Genomic DNA, 23,410 nt, shown 5'->3' with positions numbered 1-23,410 from the left:
TATATGCAATGAAATGATATTGCAGTTTATAGCATGAGATTCTTATATTTAAACATGATTACTGTACGTTTTAAAGGAGATCAATCTAATGGATATTAATGAATCACTATCGCGGAGAATGAAGCAACTTGCTGAAGAAAGAAATGTAACCATTAATCAAATTGTTAAACGTGGAGGCATTAATCAATCTACCATATCTGAAATTATGAGTGGTCGATCCAAGCATCCTCGAGTAAGTACAATACAGGATTTTTGTAAAGGTTGTGGCATTTCCTTAAGTGAATTTTTTTCAAGTGAATTGTTTGACATGAATTATGATGAAGAGGTTAGGGAAAATTCATTATAAGTCTTTTCCACTGAATTGTTTCAGAAATTCTAATACTACTATTTTAAATTTACTTTCTTAGTCTTGGTAGACCAAAGAAAGTGTGATTTGTTTACCTGCATAAGTAATCCTCATTTTAGTTTTATTATCCCATAGTGAATATTCCTTAATTTAGAAAGTGGTTTAACCCTCTCCTTATAGGTTTCCTGATTTGCAGAGCTTGAACTTTTTGGTGATTCCTTCATCTTGTACAACACTTCTTTAAGTATTTATATTGGGTGATTTTAAGTCCGAGGGGAGAATGTTATGCATTCTCTTTACATAGAGATAATTTAAATTTCATTTGGTTGCAAATAAGATTTGATTATATACAGCTTTTAGTAGTCCCTCTAATATACTTGATAAAAGCGTTTGATAAATTTAAAATCCAAAAAATAGGCTGTTGAAAAAACTTTTAGACAGCCTATTTTTTTGTGTGCTTGTAAGCTTTCAAATATAGGGGGAGAGTTTAGCAAGGAAAGCATAGATAACTTAACGAAATAGAGTCTTGGGGACACGAAATCTTAGTAAGTGATCGACAAACCTTAGGCCGAGAATTACGAATCTCACCAAACTCGATCCCTCTAAATTAATATGCGGGTGCAAGTCTATATTCTAATACTAAATATATGTAGCAAAAGGGAAAAACTGCATCTATACCAAGGAAGAGGTACTTATAAAGATTAGGTCTCTTGGTAACTGTTAAGGGGACATTGCTGTGTCAAGAAGTGGTCTGCTAAATATAGTTATTGGCTAGTTTCATAGTGAGATTGATTTACAAATATAAATTGCAAAGAAATCCATCATTTGAAGGTAGGGATCAAAAAGATAATCTCTGAACGAAACGGATTTTAAAGGAAGAGTGTGTGGTTATTATAACCACAATCAAAGTATTGAATATTGGAAGGGATGGGGAATGTGCGTTCTTGGGTAGTCTAGTTTAAACTTTAGTTCATCTATAATTAGTTAGTCCCCCGACTAAAGTTGTGTTTATTAGAATCTATATAATTATTCTAAAATTCCTCTTTTATCCATATCAGAATTCTGATATATTTAAGTGGAAAATGTAGAGTTAAGGTGAAAATTGCCGAAAAAGGGAGATGTTAAATAGATTAACAATACTTAATTTTAAATCATCAGGAGGTCATAAATAAATTTTTAGTAGATTTTAAGTAATGGCGTTTTTGTAATAGTTTTCTACCTTTTGCTCGAAGTCTATTTAGATTGTTAAGGACACGAGGATTTCACAAATAGTTGATGGGCTTATCTAAAGGGTCGCGAAAAAGCAATTACCTGTAAATGTTGTAAAGGTAGTAGAAGGCTATAAAGATTTATATATTTATAATCCTGACAATCATTTAGCTGACCGGGATACAAAAGTGTTAATCCATGAAAGTGTAATCAGCATTTATTAACTAGAAGTGTAAGTCGAAAGTTCCTTCACGTGAATAAAGCTTACTGGAAAATACTAAGGCTAAAGTTTACAACAAAAATAAACGGTAAACCTATAATATCCAAAATATTCCCAAAATTATTGATTGTGTTAATTATCAATTAAAGGTGGATACTGCTATCTTACCAATTTTTAAAAAGCATATATCAGTAGAGGATGAAAGTCAGAACATAAAGTCCCATGAATTTGAGAAAGGAGTGGAAAGGGGAAAAGGAAGCGAGTACATTATATAAATAAATTTAGAGCATACAAATTTGATTTTTGTACTTTATCTTAAATTTTAATTGGGAGGAACGATAAGTGAAGTCTAAGCCTAAGCGTTTTATTAATAAGAAAATAAAATCCAGATTACAGAAACCCTTCATTCTATTCATGGCCACACTAGTAATCTTAAGTGGTGCCTCACCATATATGACACCTCTAGCGTCTGCAGAGGGTGCTGATATTCCGGAACCAGTTGTGTCAAAAAATATTGATGGGGAAGAGAGTAAAGAGGTAATCATAGGAGAAGAACACCTATATAATATAGACGTTGTCTTGCCGAAGGATCTATCTAATTATGAAACGATGAAGATCTCTGATGAGCTTGATACACGATTAGATGTTCAGGAAACATCGGTCCTTATCGACGGTGAATTCAATGAGACATATCCTGTAGAGGTAGATGGGCAGAATGTATCCTTGGAATTGACAGCGGAACAAGTAAGAGAACTTCCACAAAAGGAAGTAAGATTACAAATTACAACAGTGATAAAAGAGGAAGCAACACCCGAAGAGAAAATTGAAAACATTGCTCAAATTATAATTAATGATGATACTCTTCTAGAAACGAACGCTGCCATTGTTATACCTGTTGATGCGGAGAAAGAGGATGTATTAAAGCCGAACGAATCAAAAGAGGAAGACGGTGAGACCGGAAACGACGAAGGCGGTTATTCAGATAGGGAGAGCGATGGCCAACTCGTTAATAAAAACGATAGTTCTGTTTCTAGTGAAAACTCAGATGTATCAATAGATCAAGATGAAATATCCGCGCAGTCAATTACCCTTAATGAAGTTGATTCATATGGTAGTGCTTCTAATGGAAAAATATACCAAATAGATAGTAACGATCCAACCGTTGTAAAAGGAACCGTTACAATTACAGGTATACCTTACACGTCTTTTAATGGATTAGCTATATCGGAGAATGAAGATTTTTTGTATGCAGCTAGGGCTACAAGCCTTTATAGAATTAGTCCTGATGGATCGGCTGAACCTGTGGATACGCTAGCTGGGAGCGCTACAAATGCGGTAATTTACAAAGATAAATATTTTCATTCGTATTTAAATAACGATGACGGGAAGTACTACCTAGGCACTTATGATTTAACCACAGGGGAAAAATCATCTAAGGAAATTATTGGTTATGATCCTGGTAGTAGTGTTGGTGGGGACCTGGTAGTTGATAGTGATGGTTATTTATGGTTTGCTGCAAATCAATCTGATTCTCAAGATACCTATATTGCACAGATGAATCCTGAAACTGCTGAAGTTATACGTGTTATTCCTATAACACAGGCAGATGGTACACCACTAGAGGGGGGGGTCAGAGGAATTAGTTTCTTACCTAGTGGTGAGATGTTACTTAATTCTGGTCCTACTAATACCTATTTTACATTATTCATACTTGATCCTGTAACTCTTAGTACAACTTACTTGACGTCTGTGAATGATGGAGGTCTATCTGTCGACTTAGCTTCACGAGTTACACCACAATTCGATCCATTTCCACCCGTACTAGAATCAGAGAAACAAGTGGAAATTTTCGAAAAATCGTTAGGTAATACGGATGTAAATAATCCTGAAGAAGGAGATATCCTGACTTATACGATTCAAACGAGAAACACTGTAGAAGAATACAGCATTGTAAAGAATCTAGTTATTTCTGACACAATACCAGAAGGATTGGAATATGTGACAGGAACACTATTGGTAGATGGAGAAGCTGTCACTGATGAAGAAGATGAAGATAAAGGACAATTTGTCGATAATGAAATTGTTGGAGAATTAGGAGACATAATTGATAACGACTGGCATACGCTTGAGTTCCAAGTAACTGTACAGCCAGGTCAAGCTGGTGAAACAATCGAAAACATTGCAACTGTCGATGCATCGAATGCGGAACCAGATAATCCAGAGGCAGAAGTCGATATTTATCCACGTCTTCCTGTTCCTAATGCTTGTGAAGCACCGGTAGCGTTAATTAATGGTAGTTTTGAGGAAGGGCCAGAAAGAGGTTCTTATCAATCTTCAGGAATCTTCTTTTATGAAAATGAGGTTCCGGGATGGTCAACAACAGACGATTCTCAAGGAGTAAAGCTTATAGAGCAATGGAATTATAAATTGGGAATGCCTGCAGGTGTAACCAATTTCCCACCTCCACCCGATGGTGACAGATGGGCAGAATTAAATGCTTTTGATAATGGGTTACTATATCAGGATGTAGCGACTACCCCAGGACAAACCATCTATTGGCGCTTGTCTCATATGGGACGTCAAGGTGTCGACAAGATGCAGGTTCGAATAGGATCAGCTACAGATGACCCTTATGATACAACGGTACAAACGCAAATGTCTTCAGGAAATTCGGCATGGGAAACATATACTGGCTCCTATACAGTGCCTGCAGGGCAAACCATAACACGGTTTGGTTTTGAAGCAACAAGTACTGGTGGTGGTAGTTTAGGTGCTGGAAACTTCTTAGACGAAATCTTTTTAGGAACAGAGCCATGTGTGGTTGCAGAGAAAAGTGTTTCTCCAGAAGGAGAGGTAGTAGCTGGGGATGAACTAACGTATGAAGTAACCGTGAAAAACAATGGCGGGGATGTTGCTGCCAACACGGTATTTGAGGATGCCATTCCAGAAGGTACCGAATACGTTCCAGGCTCATTAAAAATTATCGATGGCCCTGATACGGGAGACTTGACCGATGAAGAAGGCGATGATGTGGGTCATTTTGATGGGGAAAAGGTCATCGTGGAGTTAGGCAATCTGCCAAACATTAATGATTTGCCAAATGGAGTTACCGTTCAGTTTAAAGTAAAGGCTTTAGTAAGTAACGAAATTAATGAGATTGTCAATCAGGCTCAAGTAGGTTATGACAATCTGTTAACGAATGAAAGAAAAGAGACAGAATCGAATGAGACAAATACACCACTAAGATATCAAAATCCAGTATTAGAGTCGGATAAAACGTCGGAAATCCATGAAAAGGCAGAAGGGAATACCGATACAGAACATCCGGAAGTAGGCGATATTCTAACGTATACGATTCAAACACGCAATACGGTAGAAGATAGCTTAGTAGAAAACCTGACGATTCGTGATGAGATCCCAGAAGGATTAGAATATGTCGAAGGTACGTTAACCGTTGATGGAGAAGCCGTCACGGATGAAGAAGGCGATGATGCCGGACATAATGTAGATGGCGACATCTTCGGAGAATTTGGAGATATTACCGATACCGAGTGGCACACGTTAATCTTCCAGGTCGTAGTCGGAGAAGGTCAGGCGAGTAAAGATATTAAAAACATCGCAACAGTAGATGGAGACAATATCGGCGACCCGGATAAGCCGAGTGAAGAAGTGCTCGTTTATCCACGAAATCCATTACTAGACTCCGATAAGTTTTCTAGCATTGCTGAAAAAGGTGAAGGAAATACCGATCCGGACAAATTTCAAGTCGGTGATACGATTAAATACACCATCCAATCCCGTAATACGGTAAAGGAGAGTGTTGTAGAGAACTTCGTTATTTCTGACGTACTACCAGAAGGCCTTTCCTATGTAAAAGATAGCTTAGAAGTAAGCCATGAAGGAACAGGAACGATGGAAGCTGGAACACTAATGGCAAGTTTTGGAGATGTCACCGATAACGAATGGCGAATCGTAACGTTCCTAGCAACCATTGATTCTGGTCAGTCTGGTCAGACCATCGAAAATACGGCAACCGTGGATGGAGATAATATCAATGATCCAGATAAGCCAAGTGAAGAAGTTTTAGTTGAACCACGTGAACCAAAATTAGAATCGGGGAAAACGTCTAATATTACAGAAAAATTAGAAGGGAATACCGATGCGGAACATCCGGAAGTTGGTGATATTCTAACGTATACGATTCAAACACGTAATACGATAGAAGATAGCCTGGTGACCAATCTTACGATTCGTGACACCCTTCCAGAAGGATTGGAATATGTGTCAGGAACGCTCACCGTAGACGGGGAAGCCGTTACGGATGAGGAAGGTGACGATGCCGGACATAGTGTAGAAGGTGACATCTTCGGAGAATTTGGAGATATCACCGATACCGAGTGGCACACGTTAACCTTCCAAGTCGTAGTCGGAGAAGGCCAGGCGAGTAAAGATATTGAAAACATCGCAACAGTAGATGGAGACAATATCGGCGACCCGGATAAGCCGAGTGAAGAAGTGCTCGTTTATCCACGAAATCCATTACTAGACTCCGATAAGTTTTCTAGCATTGCCGAAAAAGCTGAAGGAAATACAGACACGAAAAAATACCAAGTCGGTGATACGATTGAATATACGATCCAATCTCGAAATACAATAAGGGAAAGTGTCGTGGAAAACTTCGTGATTTCCGATGTGTTGCCAGAAGGATTGGCATATGTAGAGGGAAGCATGGAAACAAGCCATGAAGGAACAGCCGACATGGAGGAGGGAACGATAACCGCAGTTTTTGGAGATGTTAAGGATACTGAATGGCGTTTGGTAACGTTCCAAGTTGTCATCGAATCCGGCCAATCCGGCAAGACAATTGAAAACATGGCAACGGTAGGTGGAGATAATATCGATGACCCGGATACACCAGAGAATGAAATTATCGTGGATCCGAAGGAACCGAAACTAGAGTCGGAGAAATCATCAGAAATCCATGAAAAAGCCGAAGGAAACACGAATGCCAACCATCCGGAAGTGGGAGACATTTTAACGTATACGATTCAAACACGTAACACGATAGAAGATAGCCTTGTGACCAATCTTACGATCCGTGACACCCTTCCAGAAGGATTGGAATATGTGGCAGGAACGCTCACCGTAGACGGGGAAGCCGTTACGGATGAAGAAGGTGACGATGCCGGACATAGTCTAGATGGGGACATTTTCGGACAGTTTGGAGATGTCACAGATACCGAATGGCATTCATTAACCTTCCAAGTGGTAGTCGGAGAAGGCCAGACAAGTAAAGATATTGAAAACATTGCAACCGTCGATGGAAATAATATTGATGATCCGGATAAACCGAGTGAAGAAGTGCAGATTTATCCACGTAAACCAAACTTGGAATCCGAAAAAACATCGAGCATCGTAGAAAAAGGAGAGGGTAACACGGACGCGGAAAAATTCCAGGTTGGGGATACGATTGAGTATAGAATCGAATCCCGTAATACGGTAAGTGAAAGTGTCGTGGAGAACTTCGAGATTTCTGATGAATTACCAGAAGGGCTGACGTATATAGAGGGAAGTCTCGAATTAAGTCATGAAGGAATAGCCGATATGGAGGAAGGTACGATAACCGCAACCTTTGGGGATGTTACGGATACAAAATGGCGTACGATAATATTTCAAGTAACTATTGCTCCCGGTCAATCCGGCAAGACAATTGAAAACATGGCAACGGTAGGTGGAGATAATATTGATGACCCGGACACACCAGAGAATGAAATTATCGTGGAACCGAAGGAACCGAAACTAGAGTCGGAGAAATCATCAGAAATCCATGAAAAAGCCGAAGGAAATACGAATGCCAACCATCCGGAAGTGGGCGACATTTTAACGTATACGATTCAAACACGAAATACGATAGAAGATAGTCTGGTGGCCAATCTTACGATCCGTGACACCCTCCCAGAAGGATTAGAATACGTGACAGGAACGCTCACCGTAGACGGGGAAGCCGTTACGGATGAAGAAGGTGACGATGCCGGACATAGTGTAGATGGGGACATCTTCGGAGAATTTGGAGATATCACCGATACCGAATGGCATTCATTAACCTTCCAGGTGGTAGTCGGAGAAGGCCAGACAAGTAAAGATATTGAAAACATCGCAACAGTAAATGGAGACAATATCGACGACCCGGATAAGCCAAATGAAATAGTGCTAGTCTATCCACGTCAGCCCAAAATAGGGTCTGAAAAAACGGCTAAGAATTTAGAAGATAATAAAGAGATTTATGAGGTTGAAGATACGGTTGTTTATACGATACGGGCACGTAATACAGTGAAGGAAAGTGTACTAGAAAACCTAGTCATTTCCGATGTATTGCCAGAAGGATTGACGTATGTAGAGGGAAGCCTTGAATCAAGTCATGGAGGAACAGCCGATATCGAGGATGGGACGATAACCGCAGCCTTTGGACATGTCACAGATACGGAATGGCGTACGGTAACGTTCCAAGCAACAGTACAATCTGGTCAGTTTAGCCAAACGATTGAGAATGTGGCAACAGTAGAATCGGATAATTTGGAAAAGCCAGAAAAGCCGACAGCGGAAATTGTCATTGAGAAAGAAAAAGCTTCCACACCAGAGAAAGTTGGGGAGGATCAGCCAAAGCAGCCAAATCCAGAAAATCCAAAACAAGTAAACGACGAACCAGTAGAGGGTAAAGAATTACCTAAAACAGCTACGAATAATATGAATTTAATATTGGCGGGTCTCTTGTTATTAATGGTTGGGTCTATAATCTTATATTGGAGAAGAAAAGAGAGAGCGTAAAGTAATTGATATTAAAAGAAAACCTTTCCTTGCTGAAGTGATCCCTAAAGCTTCATCAGGCAACTTGGATAAAATGAGTTCGGTATTGCACCGGACTCATTTTAAATTTTGCCTTCATCCATTTCGTATTGTAGTATTCAATATATTTTTCTTACTCCTTTTTAAACGGCAAAACTATTGTCGTTGATGGAACCTATATTAGTTTCGAAGCAAGTCCTTTTGGATTTCTAGATTTTTCCAACGTATTCATACGGAGGTGGGCCAAGTCCTCCCATGTTTAATGATAAATTCCCCGTTACGGGCAGTCATCTTTTTGTTAACCTACAGTAAATTGTTAGCAGACGTGTCAATCCACAGCAGGCTGCCGCTTTAACAGTAGGTTCTTTTGTGAGTGGAGAAGCAACCAATGTTATCCCGGATACTGCTGTAATCAAAGGGACAGTACGAACCTATGACGAGGAAGCGCGGACTATAATGGAACAAGCTATGAAACAAATGACAAAATCAACATGCGAAGGACAGGGATATGTGAAAGATTGTCCTTCCATTTGGATAGAGATATTTGGCAATGACTATTCCATTCAGCATAACCCGATGATGGGGAGTGAGAATTTTTCGTTCTAGCAAAAAGAAGTTCCTGGTGTTTATTTTACTGTAGGGGGGAGGAAATCCTGAACTTCAAGCTACGTATCCAAATTATCACCTGCAATTTGATGTGAATGAGCGCGCAATGCTTGATTGGAAGAATGTTTATTCGGCTTGTGTCTCGAAAATGGTAACTAAATAAATGAGGAGCAGGCTCCTAGATTGCATTCTTTTATGCATCGATCTAGGGTCTTTTTCGTTCGTTTCTGTAAAGGCTGGGCTCAAACACGCCATTTCTTAAAAAGATTAGCATAAGCCAAAAATTGGGCACTTTCTCCTATGGATAGTTGAATTTTTAGTATAATTAGCATAGTATCATAATGAGAGAGGTGGGGACGTGAAAGCGAGATTCCGATTAAAACTATTTGTTACTATGATCACCTTTGCTCTGATTATTTCCTTCAGTATTGCCATTATTGATTACATAAAGCTGAAGGGGGAAGCTATCACCAATAACCAGGTGCAAATTCAACAGACAGAGGATATTGTAATGGACTCTCTGAGTAACCTAGATAAAGCTTATAGCATTTTTGATGATGATACGACAGAGGAAATGAAGGAACGAACAGAAGAATTGGTAGAACGCTATCAAACTAATCCTTCTTTCAAGAATTGGGATTTTGCTGCGATTAAAGAAGAAATAGGAATGGATCTCTATATTATCAATGAACATAATGTCATCATACATACAAGTTTTCCAGAAGATCAAGGTCTGGATTTTTCAGCGTGCTGTAGTGATTTTTCAAGCCTGTTGGACGAGCGAAGGCAAGCTGGTGAATTTGCTGTGGACGAATTGGATGTGCAACAGAAGACTGGGGATTTAAAAAAGTTTAGTTATATGCCGACTCCAGACAAGAAGTACATCATTGAATTGGGGTATTCGTTAGCTGACAAACGTATTTTTAATGAGTTTAATTTTCTTGAAGTAATACGGGAATTGGAGGATAAGTATGAGGCAATTAATGAGATAAATGTATTAAATATAGATGGGTATAAGCTTGGGGCGCCAACAGACAAGAACCTGCTCACTGGGGATAGACAAGAGGCATTTAATCAGGTTATTCGTTCGGGAAGCACAGCTGAAGTGGAAGGGGAATGGGGTGGAAACCCCGCTTTATTTCGATTTATCTACTATTCAGCTGATAATACGCAAGGTATTTCTACCAATCGGGTAGTGGAAATTAGTTATAATCATGAAGGACTAGGGGCGATTTTAGAAAGAAACCGAACGATTTTTATTTGGCAGCTGGCGATCGTATTTGTAGTGACCATCATTCTCGCTCTGCTCATTTCAAAATGGGTGGCAAGGCCAATGTATATGGCGTTTCACGATCAATTGACAGGATTAAAAAACCGTACTGCATTTGAGGAGATTATGGAAAAGAGAATAAAGGATAGACAAGAAACGGCAATTCTAATGGTTGATTTGGATCATTTTAAAAATGTAAATGACATATTGGGCCATGACAAAGGAGATGAATTGCTGATTAAACTAGCGTCCTGCATTCGCAATAACTGTCGTCAGGAAGACACAGCAATTCGTATGGGTGGAGATGAATTTATTATTGTATTGCCTAATACAAATGTGAATGATGCAAGCAATGTTGCTGAAAGACTACTTCAATCAATTTCAAACCTATTTCAGTCTGTTACAGAAGAAAGCGGTATTTCTCTGACAGCAAGTATCGGGATTAGCGTGACGCCGCAGGATGGGATTGATATTGAAACATTATATAAAAAGGCAGATATTGCCTTATATGGTTCAAAAGAAAAAGGGAAAAACCAATACTGTGTGTATGATGCCACGAAATCATATGCGAAAAATATGTAGAGCTGTCAGAAGACTATTCCCCTTTTGACAGCTTTTTTCATGCGGGCACGCTGCGCTTTTCTTTACTTCTGGGTAAAGTAGTCAAAGGTGTCCATTGCTAGGGTCACGCCTTGAGAAAATGCAGCTCCGCCACCTACTGCCGCACTTACGGCAATGGCTTCCATAAATTCTTCTTCTGAGGCGCCATTTTCCACGCATCCTTTTGTATGGTACATAATGCAATATTCATCTTGGGCATAAATACTAATGCCAAGCGCTATTAGCTGCTTTTCTTTCTTTGCAATAGCTCCTTTATCAAAGCATGCTTCTGTAAATTCGAAGTATCCCTTTGTCACTTTAGGAAGTTTTGCTTCAAAGCGACTGGTTCCTTCTTTAAACTCTAAAATTGATTGATCAAAATAATTTACGATTTCTTCTTCGCGTGAATCCATGTGATTCCCTCCATCTCAAATGGCAATATTGCTAACTAAAAGCTTAATGGTAAAAGAATTGTTCAAACATAATAAGCCAGTTGCAAAAGGCCCCGTTTTTTTATAGCTTTCTAGAAAGAGGAAAAAATATGTGTGTGAAAATTTGGAAGTCATGCCGGGGGATTTATCAACTCTAGGATAAAGAACCTATTACAATTTACTTTAATTTACGTTTACTATTGTGGAAAGTGGCATAAGCATGTGAGGGTTGGTATACTTAAGGTACCTCAAGGAAGTAAAGGGAGGAAGTAACCATTGATTAAGAAAACAGGTTTAGAGAAAGACGCCATGCGTGTCCTTAAACAAACAAGTAGAACATTTTACATACCGATTACACTTCTAAAGCAACCACTTAAAATGACGGTGGGTTCTGCTTATTTGTGCATGCGGGCCATTGATGAAATAGAAGATCATGAAGCACTAGATAATAGTAAAAAACGAGCATTGCTGAACGCTATCAGTATCCTTCTACTAAATAAATTTGACCAACAGGCCTATAACGAGCTGCTGGCACCCTATGAAGAGATTCTGCCAGAGGTAACATTAAGACTGGGCGAATGGATTGAAGTGTGCCCAACAGGAATTGTCGATAAAGTTTTAGAATCTACGGGTATTATGGCTAAAGGAATGGCAGACTGGGCAGCACGCGATTGGGTAGTGAATACGGAAGAGGACTTGGATGATTATACATACTATGTTGCAGGTCTTGTTGGTGTCATGTTATCAGATATATGGGAATGGTATGATGGAACGATTACAGATAGAGAATTGGCAATCGGCTATGGAAGAGGTCTCCAAGCTGTTAATATGCTACGCAATCAAGAAGAAGATGCCGAACGCGGGGTCACGTTTATCCCTGATGGATGGAACCGAGATGATTTGTTTGCATATGCCAGTGAAAACCTTGATAAGGCAGATACCTACATAAAATCAATTCACACACGACATATTTTACACTTCTGTAAAATTCCTTTAGCTTTAGCAAAAAGAACGCTTAGTTCGATGCAGAATGGAAAAGAAAAAATGTCACGTAGTGAGGTTGAAGAAACAGTTGATGAAATTATAAAAGAATAGCAATAGAAATAGTTGACGATGTTTCAGGAAATAATAATTATGTATTGCCCGGCATATATTTTATAAATGGTGCAAAAAATAGGTAAAAACACATGTATAAATTATAGTAATTTTTTGACCAATTAGCTAATTTAGACTATAATATTGACCTGTGTTATAAAAAAGGGCAAGCTGGTGGAACTTCGTCAAGGGTTATTTACTATAATAACAATAATCAACTTCCATCCAACGGTCTTAAATGACAAAGCTAACAACCAATTTTAGACACTTGCTCCTAAAAAATTAGGAGGAAAAGCGTGAAACGTAAATCAAAAAAGTTAGATTGGCCAGTGTTCATAATTAGCGGTGGTTTTCTAACTGCATTTATCGTACTTTCATTAATTAACAGTGACATGGTTGGTAGTGCAATCAACAACTTATTTAGTTACTCTGCAACGTTCTTCGGAGCCTATTGGCAGTTGTTACTGTTAGGGAACTTCTTTATCGGAATTGGACTAGCCATATCAAAGTATGGAAAAGTAAAATTGGGCAAGCAAGATAAGCCAAAGTATAGTTATTTTCGTTGGGTTGCAATGATTTTAGTAACCTTATTGGCGAGCGGAGGAGTCTTCTGGGCTGCTTCTGAACCAATGTATCACTATATGACCACACCGCCTTTATTTGGTGGAGGAGAGTTTAATAATATTAATGCCGCGTTAGCACAATCATTTATGCATTGGGGATTCACTGCCTGGGCAATTCTAGGTACACTCGCAACGATTGTAATGATGTATGTTCATTATAATAGAGGGTTTCCACTGCGCCCCAGAGGGTTACTCTTCCCTATCTTCGGAGAGAAAATTTATCATAAAAGTATTCTTGGATCCTCTGCAGACATCTTTTCCATTATCGCAACGGTTGCAGGGACACTTGGACCTTTAGGATTTCTTGGATTGCAAATTTCTTATGGATTACACCATTTATTTGAAGTGCCCAATACATTGACCTTAAGTATTACCGTAGTCTTAGGGTTGGCAGTAATTGCAGCTATTTCTGCGGCCACTGGTGTAGATAGAGGGATCTTGACACTTAGTCGTTATAATGTTGGTCTAACAATATTCTTAGCAATTGTTGTTTTAATTATTGGACCGACAATGTTTATTTTAGATGGTTTTGTAGGTGGAACAGGGTATCATATTCAGAATTTCTTTACCATGAGTATGTTCCGAGGCGATAGCGCTTGGCTGGGTGCCTGGACGATCTTTTTCTGGGGATGGTTTATCGGTTATGCTCCAATGTTAATTGTCTTTATTAGTCGTATTTCTCGTGGTAGAACGATTAGGGAACTCATTATTGCTGTATCTATTGTTGCACCATTAGTAAATAATTTCTGGTTTTCAGTAGTTGGTGGAACAGGGCTATTCTTTGAAACCGAAAATCCGGGATCTGTTTCTGGAGCTCTGAGTGAAGGTGGTATGCCTGCTGCCGTTATGGCAATTTCAGATCAGCTACCACTGGGTACATGGATAGGGCTAGGATTTCTTATTGTATCTGTTGTCTTTGTTGCAACAACAGTGGATACCATGTCTTATACTGTAGCTGCAACACTTACGGGAAATGACAGTCCTAGAAGATGGTTACGCGTATTTTGGGCGATCATTTTTGGACTTACAACAGCTGTTATTCTTTCCATAGGTGAGGACAGTATTTCTTCTATCCAAAATTCAATTGTAATAACCGCAGTACCTGTATCATTACTCCTGCTTCCGCCATTGTGGAATGCGCCGAAAATTGCTAGAAAAATGGCCATTGAACAAGGGTTGATTTGGCAAAGAGAAATGAGCAAGAAAATGAATAAGCATTAAGATTGATAAAGAGCAAAGACACCTCCAGTAGACAGGATGGTGTCTTTGTTTTTGTACTATCTTTTGTGGAATAGGGATTTAAATCCCAAGTAAAGTATAGCTACACCAAACACTATTATGGCAATGCCACCAACAAGGTCAAAGATGTTTGCGATTTCAGCAGTAACTATGGCGGAAGATGGCAAGTTAGCGAGTCCGAAGCCAGCGAGAACACAAGCTAAATAGAGTAAAGCTAATTGATACACGTTGGATTCCTCCCTTCATCTTATCCTATGAAAAAGTGAGGGAGGAGGGTGTGCATGAGCCCTTGGTAAATAAAGTTCTACCTAATAACATTGAAAGGATTGCACATTGTCTAGGTCGGTGCCGAAAAAGACCCACCTATTTCCAGTCCATCTAAACCCAGAAATAGAATTTCTACCTACAAATGTAGGGAAAAACCAAAATGACTGCCAACGCATCCAGATATAAGTGAAACGGAACAGGCAGCTACGGATTGCACCAGGATCAATTGCAAACAATTGCGCTTGTGGCTGAACTGGTTGAAAGGATGGTGGCGGGGTAGTTGGTGCGCCTCCAGACTGCCCTGGTCCTGTTCCGGGCTGACCTGGGAAACCTCCTCCTGAGCTAGGAAATCCTCCTTGGCCAGGAAATCCGCCTCCGCTACCAGGGAAACCTTGTCCCGGAAACCCTGGAAATCCTCCTGGACCTTGATTGCCAGGCCCACCCGGAACCCCTCCTCCGGGGCCGAATAACCCCCCGATAATCTGTCCTGGGAAATTTAATTGTCTTTCCTCATCTTCATCGTATGGTGGTTGATTATAATAAGTCAATATGTTACCTCCTCAAATGTACTCGATATAATATATGGTTAATCGTCTATTTTGGGATAGCTATATGAAAAATGGGCGAATGCCCTGCTCCTGTGTATTGGTTTTATTGTCTTATCCGTATATTTTTAAAAGGGCATTTTTCTTCTTGACTCTAACGTTACGTTATACTTTATTGTAGTTATTGAAGGAGGGAATCATCATTGAAAGTAAAGGAAGTGGCTAATTTAGTAGGAATCAGTGTGCGCACACTGCATCATTATGATGCGATTGGATTATTAAAGCCTGAAGAAATAACAGATGCCGGCTACCGAATGTATTCCGAAAAAGATCTTGAAAAACTACAACAGATTTTATTTTTTAGAGAACTGGACTTTCCTTTGAAGAAAATCAAGGAGATTATCACAGATCCATCCTTTGATGAAAAAGAGGCACTAGCTTTACAGCGAAAAATGCTGCTGGAAAAAAGAAATAGGATTGACAAAATGATGAGAACGATCGATAAAACGATTCAGTATTCGAAAGGAGAGCGAACAATGAGCGCAAAAGAGAAGTTTGAAGGATTTGATTTTAGCAAGAACCCCTATGAGGAAGAAGCCCGTAAACGGTGGGGAGATAAAGCAGTAGATGAATCGAATGAAAAGCTAAACAACATGTCTGAAGGTGAAAAAAAGAACTTCGAGAAGAAATTCAATGCCATATACACAGAGTTGGCTGCGGTACGTCACCTAGATCCAGGTTCGGACATTGCACAAGAGAAAATTGGAGTGTGGTTCAACTTCTTGAATGAAATGGGTTCTTATTCGCTTGAAGCATTTAAAGGACTTGGCCAGATGTATGTAGACGATCAGCGGTTCACCAAAAACATTGATCAGTTTGGGGATGGTCTTGCAGCATTTATGCGTGATGCGATGGCGATATATGCAGATAAAAGGAAGTGAAAAATTGGAAGAGGCTGGGACATAAGAAATTAAACAAGAAAAAACCGGACGCTTAGGGAGTATTGTAGAAAAGGTTCGAATACTTCCGGATAGTCCCTAATCTTTTTGTATCTTAATCACACTTTAGCGAAGGAAGGTGTGAAGACTCCTTGAAAATGCATTCGCATTTTCTGCGTGCGATGAACCGCTGACGAAGCCTTACTTGTCCAGTGGGAACAGCACGAGTCCGAAGGCCCCGCAAGAAGCGAAGGAACAAAGGCTAAGAGCGCCACGTCCTGTGGCAACGCCTTCGTGACCAACATCCTGTTGGCCCGAGACTAATGCCGTGCCCACGGAAAGCGGAGCATTTTCCGTAGCGGTAATTAAGCAGACTTTTTTCTTATTTTAGTGTCCGCGTTTTAAAACATACTAAGATTAGTGGGTAAGGTCATCGACGGATGACTTTACCCACTATTTTTCTTTTTTAGAGTTATAGTGAGAAGTGAAAGAAAGCTCGACCAAAGCCTTAGGGATTTCGAATCCGTATTTAAAACGGAGCTTCTTCACTTTCATTTTTGAATCAGATTTAAGTATGTTGGGGCCATTGAACTCGTGTATAGGAAATTGGAATCGAAATGAATAAGTGAAGATCTTTCAAATGCTATAAAGAAGAGAGGAAAGACATTGGGATTAGTTATTGCTTTAGATGTTTCGATGGGGAAAAGTTTTAAAGTCGTATATGAGGGTCAGACTTGTCTGTCAGAAGAAGAAATTCTTCACAATAAGGAAGGGTTTCAAGCATTGCTTAATGAAATTCAACTTCTTCCTAAAGAACCCATTCTTGTCTTTGAATCAACAGGAATTTATTCAAAACCAGTGGAAACTTTTTGTCAAAAGAATCAGCTACGTTATTGTTTGTTGAACCCTCTTGAGGCGAAGAAACAATTAGAAAGTGGTACTTTGAGAAGCTGGAAAACAGACAAGCAGGATGCTCATAAACTGGCACAAGTTCATCCATATAATCACCGAATAGAAAAATCACACCAACCAGATATTTATCATGAACTTCGCGACCTATCGCGTTTCTATCAAGAAGTTGAAGAAGAAATAAAACGTACTCGTATGTACTTACACAATGCACTTCAATTAAGCTTTCCAGAACTTGAACAATTTTTCTCGAGTAGAATTACACCTTATGCCTTAACCTTAATAGAATTATATCCTCATCCTGAACTGGTTTTAGAATCAAGTCAAACAAAAATTAAAAACCGATTGATAAAAAGTACTACGAAAAAAATTTCGGAAAGACGCGCAAAAGAAAAGGCAAGTCAGATAATAGATTATGCCACGAATTCTTATCCGGCCGTTTCTTCAACCAGTGTTCAAACACGTAAAGTTCAGTATTACGCACAACAATTAATTCATCTATTGGCAGATAAAGAACTGATTTCTAATCAGTTAATAGATAATGCCAAAATGCTTCCTGAATTCAAACTACTAATAAGTTTCCCAGGAATTGGTGACATTAGCGCTGCACTTTTCATTAGCGAGCTTGGAGATCTATCTCGCTTTTCAAATCATAAAAAAGTAAACGCCTTTATTGGAATTGATATCCGAAGATATCAATCAGGTAAACACATTGGACTCGATCATATCAATAAACGTGGAAATCCTAAAGGCAGAAAAATTCTATATTTCATTGTTAGAAATATGATTCGCCAACAAAAAGCAGCACCCAATCATATCGTGGATTATTATTACAAATTAAAGAAGCAACCAGTACCCAAAAAGGATAAGGTTGCCACTGTAGCCTGCATGAATAAGCTACTGAAATGTATCTATTCCATGGTCAAGAATAATACAAAGTACGATTATACGTACGCGGTCTCTTTGGACCAATAATATATAGAATTATACCATAAAACCCTCAGTTAAAAAAATGCGAATTGCTGAGGTCTATTTCCTATGCAAAAATATGGCTTGAGTAGAAAAAACACTATCATGATTTTACACTTGACTAATCGTAGGAAAAGGGCTGGGACGTTATGTCCCACCCCCTTTCTAGTTGTCTAGGAAATCTAAAAGGATGCTTGCACTTTGAGTAATTATAACTGATTTACGGCTTTTTGTATGTCTGATGCCTTGGTGATGGCAGATATGATAGCAACACCATCTGCTCCAGCTTCCATAACATCGCTAGCTGAAGTGGTGGTAATGCCTCCAATCCCAACGAGCGGTATATGTGGTAGCTGTTTTCGAACTTGAGATATCCATTTCGTACCAACAGGTGTTTTTGCATCCCTTTTTGTCCCAGTTGGAAAAACAGGTCCAGCTCCGAGGTAATCAATAACAGATAAAGGACTCTGGTTAAGCTCTGTTACGGTGGATATGGATAAGCCGATCATTTTATCAGGAAATCGAGCGCGCACCTCTTCTGCGTTGACGTCGTCTTGGCCGACATGGATTCCATCTGCATCTAAGACCTCTGCAAGCTCTAAATCATCGTTAACAATAAAAGGGATGGAGTGCTGGTAACAAATCTTTCTTAGCTGCCTTCCTAGCATTACCTTTTTTAACCCCATTAGAGAGCCAGGGCCTTTTTCGCGAAATTGAAAGGCCGTAATCCCTGCTTGAGCTGCCTCTGTTAAGATATCTACTGGGTTTCTCTCGCAATCTTGACTGCCCATTATGAAATATTTGCGAAGTAGTTGTGCCTCCATTAAATCTTCCTTTCTAGCAATTGCGCGGGGTCCAAGGTTAATGCATCAATAAACATAGGTAAGAAGCTACCAGGACCCGCCACATTATGCTGTTGTGCTGCAAATTCAGCGGCATGCCCATAAAAGGAAACGGCGGTTAGCAGACTATCTTTCGCAGCATAACCGGTAGATAAACAAGCTGTAATTATCGAACCAAGCAAGCAACCTGCTCCAGTTATTTTTCCTAGTAAAGGGTGACCAGAATCATTTGTGTATAGATTGCCATCTGTATAGATGAAATCTGTTTTTCCAGTGATAATGGCTGAAGTTTGAAAGGTTTCTGCTACACTTTGGACAACTTCCTTTGCATCACCATCTCCCACAGAATCCACTCCTCTCGCTTCCCAGGGGGTACTTACAAGATGAGCCAGTTCTCCTGCATTGCCTTTAATAGCAGTGAATTGGATTTCATCTGTAAGTTGCTTCACCGCATCCTTACGAAAATCAGTTGCAGCCACACCAACTGGGTCGAGTACAACAGGTATTCCTTTTCTATTTGCAGAAATTCCCGCTTTTATCATGGCTGGCAGTTCCTCAGGCGTCAATGTTCCAATATTAATTAATACTCCATCAGCTGCTGAGGCCATGTCGGCGACTTCTTTCTCCGCTTTCGCCATCACGGGAGCTCCGCCGAATGCCAGTAGTCCATTTGCTGTGAAATTCATCACGACTTGGTTTGTTAAATGATGGATAAGTGGATTGTTTCTCCTTACGTCTTTGACTAGTTCAGCGTTCATTGCTTATCTTTTCCTCCTTTATCCCGGTGCAACCGTCCGTAAGAATCCCACTTCAAACCGTGATATTTAAGAGGGAGTAAACGGACGCTAACACCCCGATTCGTTCAACTAACAATCAGTGGGGAAGATAGAACCCCCCCACTGAGTTTCACTTTATCCTTGTCGCCCAATGGTTGGTAGGACCATTTCCAGTCCCAATTGGAAAGGAATAGCGTATTGCTTCCGTAACAAAATTCTTCGCATGCAAAACAGCTTCATAAAGCGATAAACCTTTACTTAAGTTAGCGGTTATTGCCGCAGAATAGGTGCACCCTGTGCCATGTGTATTCTTTGTGTTAATGCGTTCCTCAGAAAACGTATATATGCGATGGCCATCAAAAAGGAAATCTACTGCTTTTCCCTGAAGATGTCCGCCCTTAATAAGTGCTGCACCAGCTCCCAGTTCATCCACTATATAAGCAGCAGCTTCCTTCATATCTTCTGTTGACTCTATTTGTCTTCCCGTAATAAACTCCGTTTCTGGAAGGTTGGGGGTAACAATAGTTGTCAGTGGAAGCAGCTCCTTTTTTAGAAAATGGCGTGCTTCTTCAACAATGAGAGGATCGCCACTTGTTGCTACCATTACAGGGTCCATGACATAAGCAACTTCCTTCTTGGTTTTAGTTATATACCTCGCAATAACTTCCATCATGGGCTCATTTGCAATCATTCCCGTTTTGAGGGCATGCACCGGCATATCAGAAAGCACAGATTCGAGTTGTTGCTCAATAAATTCAACTGGAAGGTGATGTACATCCTGCACACCTGTTGTGTTTTGGGCTACGACTGATGTCACAACAGACATCCCGTAGGTTTGTAATTCCTGAAAGGTTTTTAAATCAGCTTGTATGCCAGCACCCCCGCTTGGATCTGTGCCGGCTATGGTTAGCGCACAAGGTATGTGTTTCATTAGCGATTCCCCTTTTCAGCTGATGGCCATTCTTCACAAGTGTAAGCCATCTCCCAAAATTTCAACTCCAACTGGCAACTTTTCCGGAAGGCTTCTTTCATTTTTCCCTGTTCTTCAAGTGAACTTTGGTTAGCGAATCGATCTAGACGAGTGCGTAACTCATTCGTTGTGTGCTCGATTTCTTCTCCAGTATAAAAGGTTATCCAATCGTAAAAGGGATGACTTTCATCAGGTTGATATTGTTCTACTAATTTCTTGCCAATTTCTAGATATGTCCATGGGCAGGGAAGTAAAGCCCCGATAATCTCACCAGACGAACCCATTTGAGCATGGTACATCATATGTTTAATATAATGGTCGGCAGTAGGCGGAAGTGAATGCCCTTGTAATGCTTCATATTCTACGCCAATATGCTCACAGAAATTTCGATGTGGATGAATTTCATCGTGAAGTACAAATTTAATCTGATCGAAGAAATAAGCGATATCTTCCCGATCTTGTGACTTTGAGAGGGCAATTCCATAAATTTGCATAAACGCGTTCAAGTATTCATAATCCGCTTTAATATAATGGGCGAGCGCTTCCTTTGAGATCTCACCTTTTCCAACTCCTTGGACAAATGGATGCGCGAAAATCATCTGAAAAAGATCATCGTTTTCTTTTCTTAACTGTTCTGTGAATTTCATAGTTAATGCCTCCTTATAATATAGATAACCATTTACTGGGCGTTAAACCTTTTCTCAAATTACTTAGATTTTAGAGGTGAAAAGACTAAATGCCTTGTATTCTAGTAATTGAACGCTGATTTAAACGGGAAACGATAAATAGACCAATGAAGGCACCTGTAACACTGCTGACGAGAAAGGATGGCATGAAGAAAAATGCTCCGACAGGATTTCCTAGCAGAATAGTTGAGATAGGTACGGCGCACAAAGAACCGAGAATTCCTGTTCCAGTCATTTCTCCAACGGTTGCCCAGCGCTTTTTACCAAGCTTTTGATACAGAATTCCTGCAAGAAGAGCACCTATCATTCCTCCTGGAAATGCTAGCAATGTTCCAAGACCAAGTAAGTTCCGCACTAATCCGATCATAAAAGCAATCCCAACTGCTGGCCCAGGACCTAGTAAAACTGCTGCAATGACGTTAACTGCATGCTGTACTGGGTAGGCTTTGGCAATGCCAGCAGGAAACCAAAGTAGTTGGGAGCCAACTGTTCCAATGGCAACAAACACTGCCATGGTGGTAATCATATGTGTCTTTTTCACGATAACCTCCTTTCTTTAGACTAACCTGATGGCAATAATAAAAAGCCAGGTCACAAGGGGACCTGGCTTCGGTAATTTGAAATAGGATAGACGTAACTTGTACGTCCACTACTTCCCTCCGCTGGTATTAACCAGATCAGGTTCATAAGAGTCGGTAGCTCATGTGCTAACCTCTCAGCCCGCCATAATCGGGCCCCCCTAGTAGTCTTCTTCGTATGAAATTATTGATCAGCAACAATGCCGATACTTATAGACTAACAAACTATTTAGCATTTGTCATGGGTATTATGGTTTGAAAATCACTTTAATACTTCCATCTTCCTTCTTGTCAAACATGTCATATGCTTTATCCGCCTCATCTAAGGACATTCTGTGTGTAATAAGGTCAGTAGGATCAACTTTTTTCTGCTCCACCATATCATAAAGCTTTGGCATCATATGGATGATCGGAGCCTGTCCCATCGTCAGGGCGACGTTTCGGGTAAAGAAATCACCTAATGGGAAACTATTGGCATCTGATCCATATACACCCGTCAATTGGACAGTACCAAACTTTCGTACAGCTTTTGATGCTGTTATGATCGGACTGATTGTTCCAAATTGGTTATCCATTTCCGAACCAAATTCTGTTTTTGGTGGCACAGTTCCGTCCATTCCGACGCAATCAATCACTACATCTGCTCCACCTTTTGTTTCTTCGTGAAGCAGTTCACCAATTTTTTCATGCTCCTTAAAGTTAAATGTTTCTACATTATTGGTTTGAGCAGCATGGTCAAGTCGGTAATCCATCTGGTCAACGGATATAACGCGTTTTGCTCCTTTTAGCCATGCAAACTTTTGAGCCATCAACCCAACTGGGCCTGAACCTAGAATGATAACAGTATCGCCTTCTTTTACCCCGCCATTTTCCACACTCCAATATGCAGTTGGAATGACGTCGGATAATAATAACACCTGTTCATCACTCAATTCGCTCGACTCTGGCACTTTAAAAGAGGTAAAGTCAGCGTATGGCACACGGAGGTATTCTGCCTGACCTCCTGGGTATCCACCATTTTGTTCGGTGAAACCAAATAGCCCACCAACTTCACCATGTGGGTTGGATTCATCACATTGGCTTTCCATTTGGTTTTTACAGAAGAAGCATTCACCACACCCTATATTAAAAGGAATGACCACTCGATCACCTTTTTTCAAGCTTTTCACTTCTGAACCAACTTCTTCTACAATCCCCATTGGCTCATGCCCAACCACATAGTCGGTTTCTGGCACAATTCCTCCATGATAAAGATGTAGGTCTGATCCGCATATCCCGCTTGCTGTGATGCGTATAATCACATCGCTATTTTCTTGAATCGTTGGATCATCCACTTGTTTTCCTACCATTGCTTCTTTGCCTTGAAATGTTACAGCTTTCATTCCGCCACATCCTTTAGTATAAGTTATAGAGAATATTTCCGTTATTTAGTACTATTAAACAAAAGC

At 40.0% G+C, this 23,410-nt stretch carries 17 protein-coding genes, 1 pseudogene and 1 riboswitch; of the genes and pseudogenes, 8 read left to right on the top strand and 10 right to left on the bottom strand.

Annotation, left to right across the window (positions count from 1 at the left end):
• Positions 1–88: 88 nt before the first annotated feature.
• Positions 89–346 carry a helix-turn-helix domain-containing protein gene (locus tag AC6CHS_RS18025; protein ID WP_498238108.1) on the top strand — a complete coding sequence of 86 codons (258 nt, stop codon included), beginning with the start codon at positions 89–91 and terminating at the stop codon, positions 344–346.
• Positions 347–2,117: 1,771 nt separating this feature from the next.
• Complete coding sequence (locus AC6CHS_RS18020; protein ID WP_498238107.1) at positions 2,118–8,600, top strand: isopeptide-forming domain-containing fimbrial protein; 6,483 nt, start codon at positions 2,118–2,120, stop codon at positions 8,598–8,600.
• Between the two features lie 55 nt (positions 8,601–8,655).
• Here the strand turns inward: AC6CHS_RS18020 and AC6CHS_RS18015 are convergent.
• Positions 8,656–8,751, bottom strand: a pseudogene (locus AC6CHS_RS18015) (IS3 family transposase); the annotation flags it as partial.
• 236 nt (positions 8,752–8,987) lie between these two features.
• On the opposite strand from AC6CHS_RS18015, the gene AC6CHS_RS18010 reads away from it, so the two are divergent.
• Together AC6CHS_RS18010 and AC6CHS_RS18005 are read left to right on the top strand one after the other, a co-directional pair.
• The gene (locus AC6CHS_RS18010; RefSeq protein WP_498238106.1) at positions 8,988–9,224 is read left to right on the top strand and encodes a hypothetical protein; all 237 of its coding nucleotides are present in this window, start codon (positions 8,988–8,990) and stop codon (positions 9,222–9,224) included.
• 358 nt (positions 9,225–9,582) lie between these two features.
• Positions 9,583–11,076: a GGDEF domain-containing protein gene (locus AC6CHS_RS18005; protein ID WP_498238105.1), complete on the top strand. Its 1,494-nt coding sequence runs from the start codon at positions 9,583–9,585 to the stop codon at positions 11,074–11,076.
• A gap of 62 nt (positions 11,077–11,138) precedes the next feature.
• Here the strand turns inward: AC6CHS_RS18005 and AC6CHS_RS18000 are convergent, their stop codons facing one another.
• On the bottom strand, positions 11,139–11,507 hold the full coding sequence (locus AC6CHS_RS18000) for a carboxymuconolactone decarboxylase family protein (protein WP_379554866.1): 369 nt from the start codon (positions 11,505–11,507) through the stop codon (positions 11,139–11,141).
• Positions 11,508–11,801: 294 nt separating this feature from the next.
• Here AC6CHS_RS18000 and AC6CHS_RS17995 point away from each other — a divergent pair, with 294 nt between their 5' ends.
• Together AC6CHS_RS17995 and AC6CHS_RS17990 are read left to right on the top strand one after the other, a co-directional pair.
• Positions 11,802–12,620: a squalene/phytoene synthase family protein gene (locus AC6CHS_RS17995; RefSeq protein ID WP_498238104.1), complete on the top strand. Its 819-nt coding sequence runs from the start codon at positions 11,802–11,804 to the stop codon at positions 12,618–12,620.
• A gap of 296 nt (positions 12,621–12,916) precedes the next feature.
• Positions 12,917–14,464, top strand: a complete 1,548-nt coding sequence (locus tag AC6CHS_RS17990) for a BCCT family transporter (RefSeq protein ID WP_498238103.1) — start codon at positions 12,917–12,919, stop codon at positions 14,462–14,464.
• 56 nt (positions 14,465–14,520) lie between these two features.
• On the opposite strand, the gene AC6CHS_RS17985 is transcribed toward AC6CHS_RS17990, so the two are convergent.
• Positions 14,521–14,709, bottom strand: coding sequence for a hypothetical protein (locus AC6CHS_RS17985; protein ID WP_498238102.1), 189 nt, complete (start codon positions 14,707–14,709; stop codon positions 14,521–14,523).
• A gap of 81 nt (positions 14,710–14,790) precedes the next feature.
• Complete coding sequence (locus tag AC6CHS_RS17980; RefSeq protein ID WP_498238101.1) at positions 14,791–15,297, bottom strand: hypothetical protein; 507 nt, start codon at positions 15,295–15,297, stop codon at positions 14,791–14,793.
• A gap of 200 nt (positions 15,298–15,497) precedes the next feature.
• Here AC6CHS_RS17980 and AC6CHS_RS17975 point away from each other — a divergent pair, with 200 nt between their 5' ends.
• Together AC6CHS_RS17975 and AC6CHS_RS17970 are read left to right on the top strand one after the other, a co-directional pair.
• Positions 15,498–16,235: a MerR family transcriptional regulator gene (locus AC6CHS_RS17975; protein WP_498238100.1), complete on the top strand. Its 738-nt coding sequence runs from the start codon at positions 15,498–15,500 to the stop codon at positions 16,233–16,235.
• Positions 16,236–16,898: 663 nt separating this feature from the next.
• The gene (locus AC6CHS_RS17970) at positions 16,899–18,116 is read left to right on the top strand and encodes an IS110 family RNA-guided transposase (RefSeq protein WP_498238099.1); all 1,218 of its coding nucleotides are present in this window, start codon (positions 16,899–16,901) and stop codon (positions 18,114–18,116) included.
• Between the two features lie 203 nt (positions 18,117–18,319).
• Here the strand turns inward: AC6CHS_RS17970 and thiE are convergent, their stop codons facing one another.
• The 6 genes from thiE to AC6CHS_RS17940 form a co-directional block, all read right to left on the bottom strand.
• Positions 18,320–18,934, bottom strand: coding sequence for a thiamine phosphate synthase (thiE, locus tag AC6CHS_RS17965; protein ID WP_498238098.1), 615 nt, complete (start codon positions 18,932–18,934; stop codon positions 18,320–18,322).
• Positions 18,934–19,710 (bottom strand): hydroxyethylthiazole kinase, encoded by a 777-nt coding sequence (gene thiM / locus AC6CHS_RS17960; RefSeq protein ID WP_498238097.1) that lies wholly within the window; start codon positions 19,708–19,710, stop codon positions 18,934–18,936. Before thiM ends, thiE begins: the two co-directional genes overlap by 1 nt.
• Positions 19,711–19,858: 148 nt before the next feature.
• Positions 19,859–20,659, bottom strand: coding sequence for a bifunctional hydroxymethylpyrimidine kinase/phosphomethylpyrimidine kinase (gene thiD / locus AC6CHS_RS17955; protein ID WP_498238096.1), 801 nt, complete (start codon positions 20,657–20,659; stop codon positions 19,859–19,861).
• Complete coding sequence (gene tenA, locus AC6CHS_RS17950; RefSeq protein ID WP_498238095.1) at positions 20,659–21,345, bottom strand: thiaminase II; 687 nt, start codon at positions 21,343–21,345, stop codon at positions 20,659–20,661. The genes thiD and tenA overlap by 1 nt, the downstream gene beginning before the upstream one ends.
• 85 nt (positions 21,346–21,430) lie before the next feature.
• Complete coding sequence (gene thiW, locus AC6CHS_RS17945; RefSeq protein WP_498238094.1) at positions 21,431–21,925, bottom strand: energy coupling factor transporter S component ThiW; 495 nt, start codon at positions 21,923–21,925, stop codon at positions 21,431–21,433.
• A 96-nt stretch (positions 21,926–22,021) separates the two neighbouring features.
• Positions 22,022–22,135, bottom strand: a riboswitch (TPP riboswitch).
• A 75-nt stretch (positions 22,136–22,210) separates the two neighbouring features.
• A complete protein-coding gene (locus AC6CHS_RS17940) occupies positions 22,211–23,344 on the bottom strand; it encodes a zinc-dependent alcohol dehydrogenase (protein WP_498238093.1) in 1,134 nt (377 codons plus the stop codon).
• Positions 23,345–23,410 lie beyond the last annotated feature (66 nt).

Source organism: Oceanobacillus sp. GQ8, from assembly GCF_059758495.1.
The sequence above is the reverse complement of the archived record's forward strand: the minus strand, read 5'-3'. Positions and strand labels throughout refer to the sequence as shown.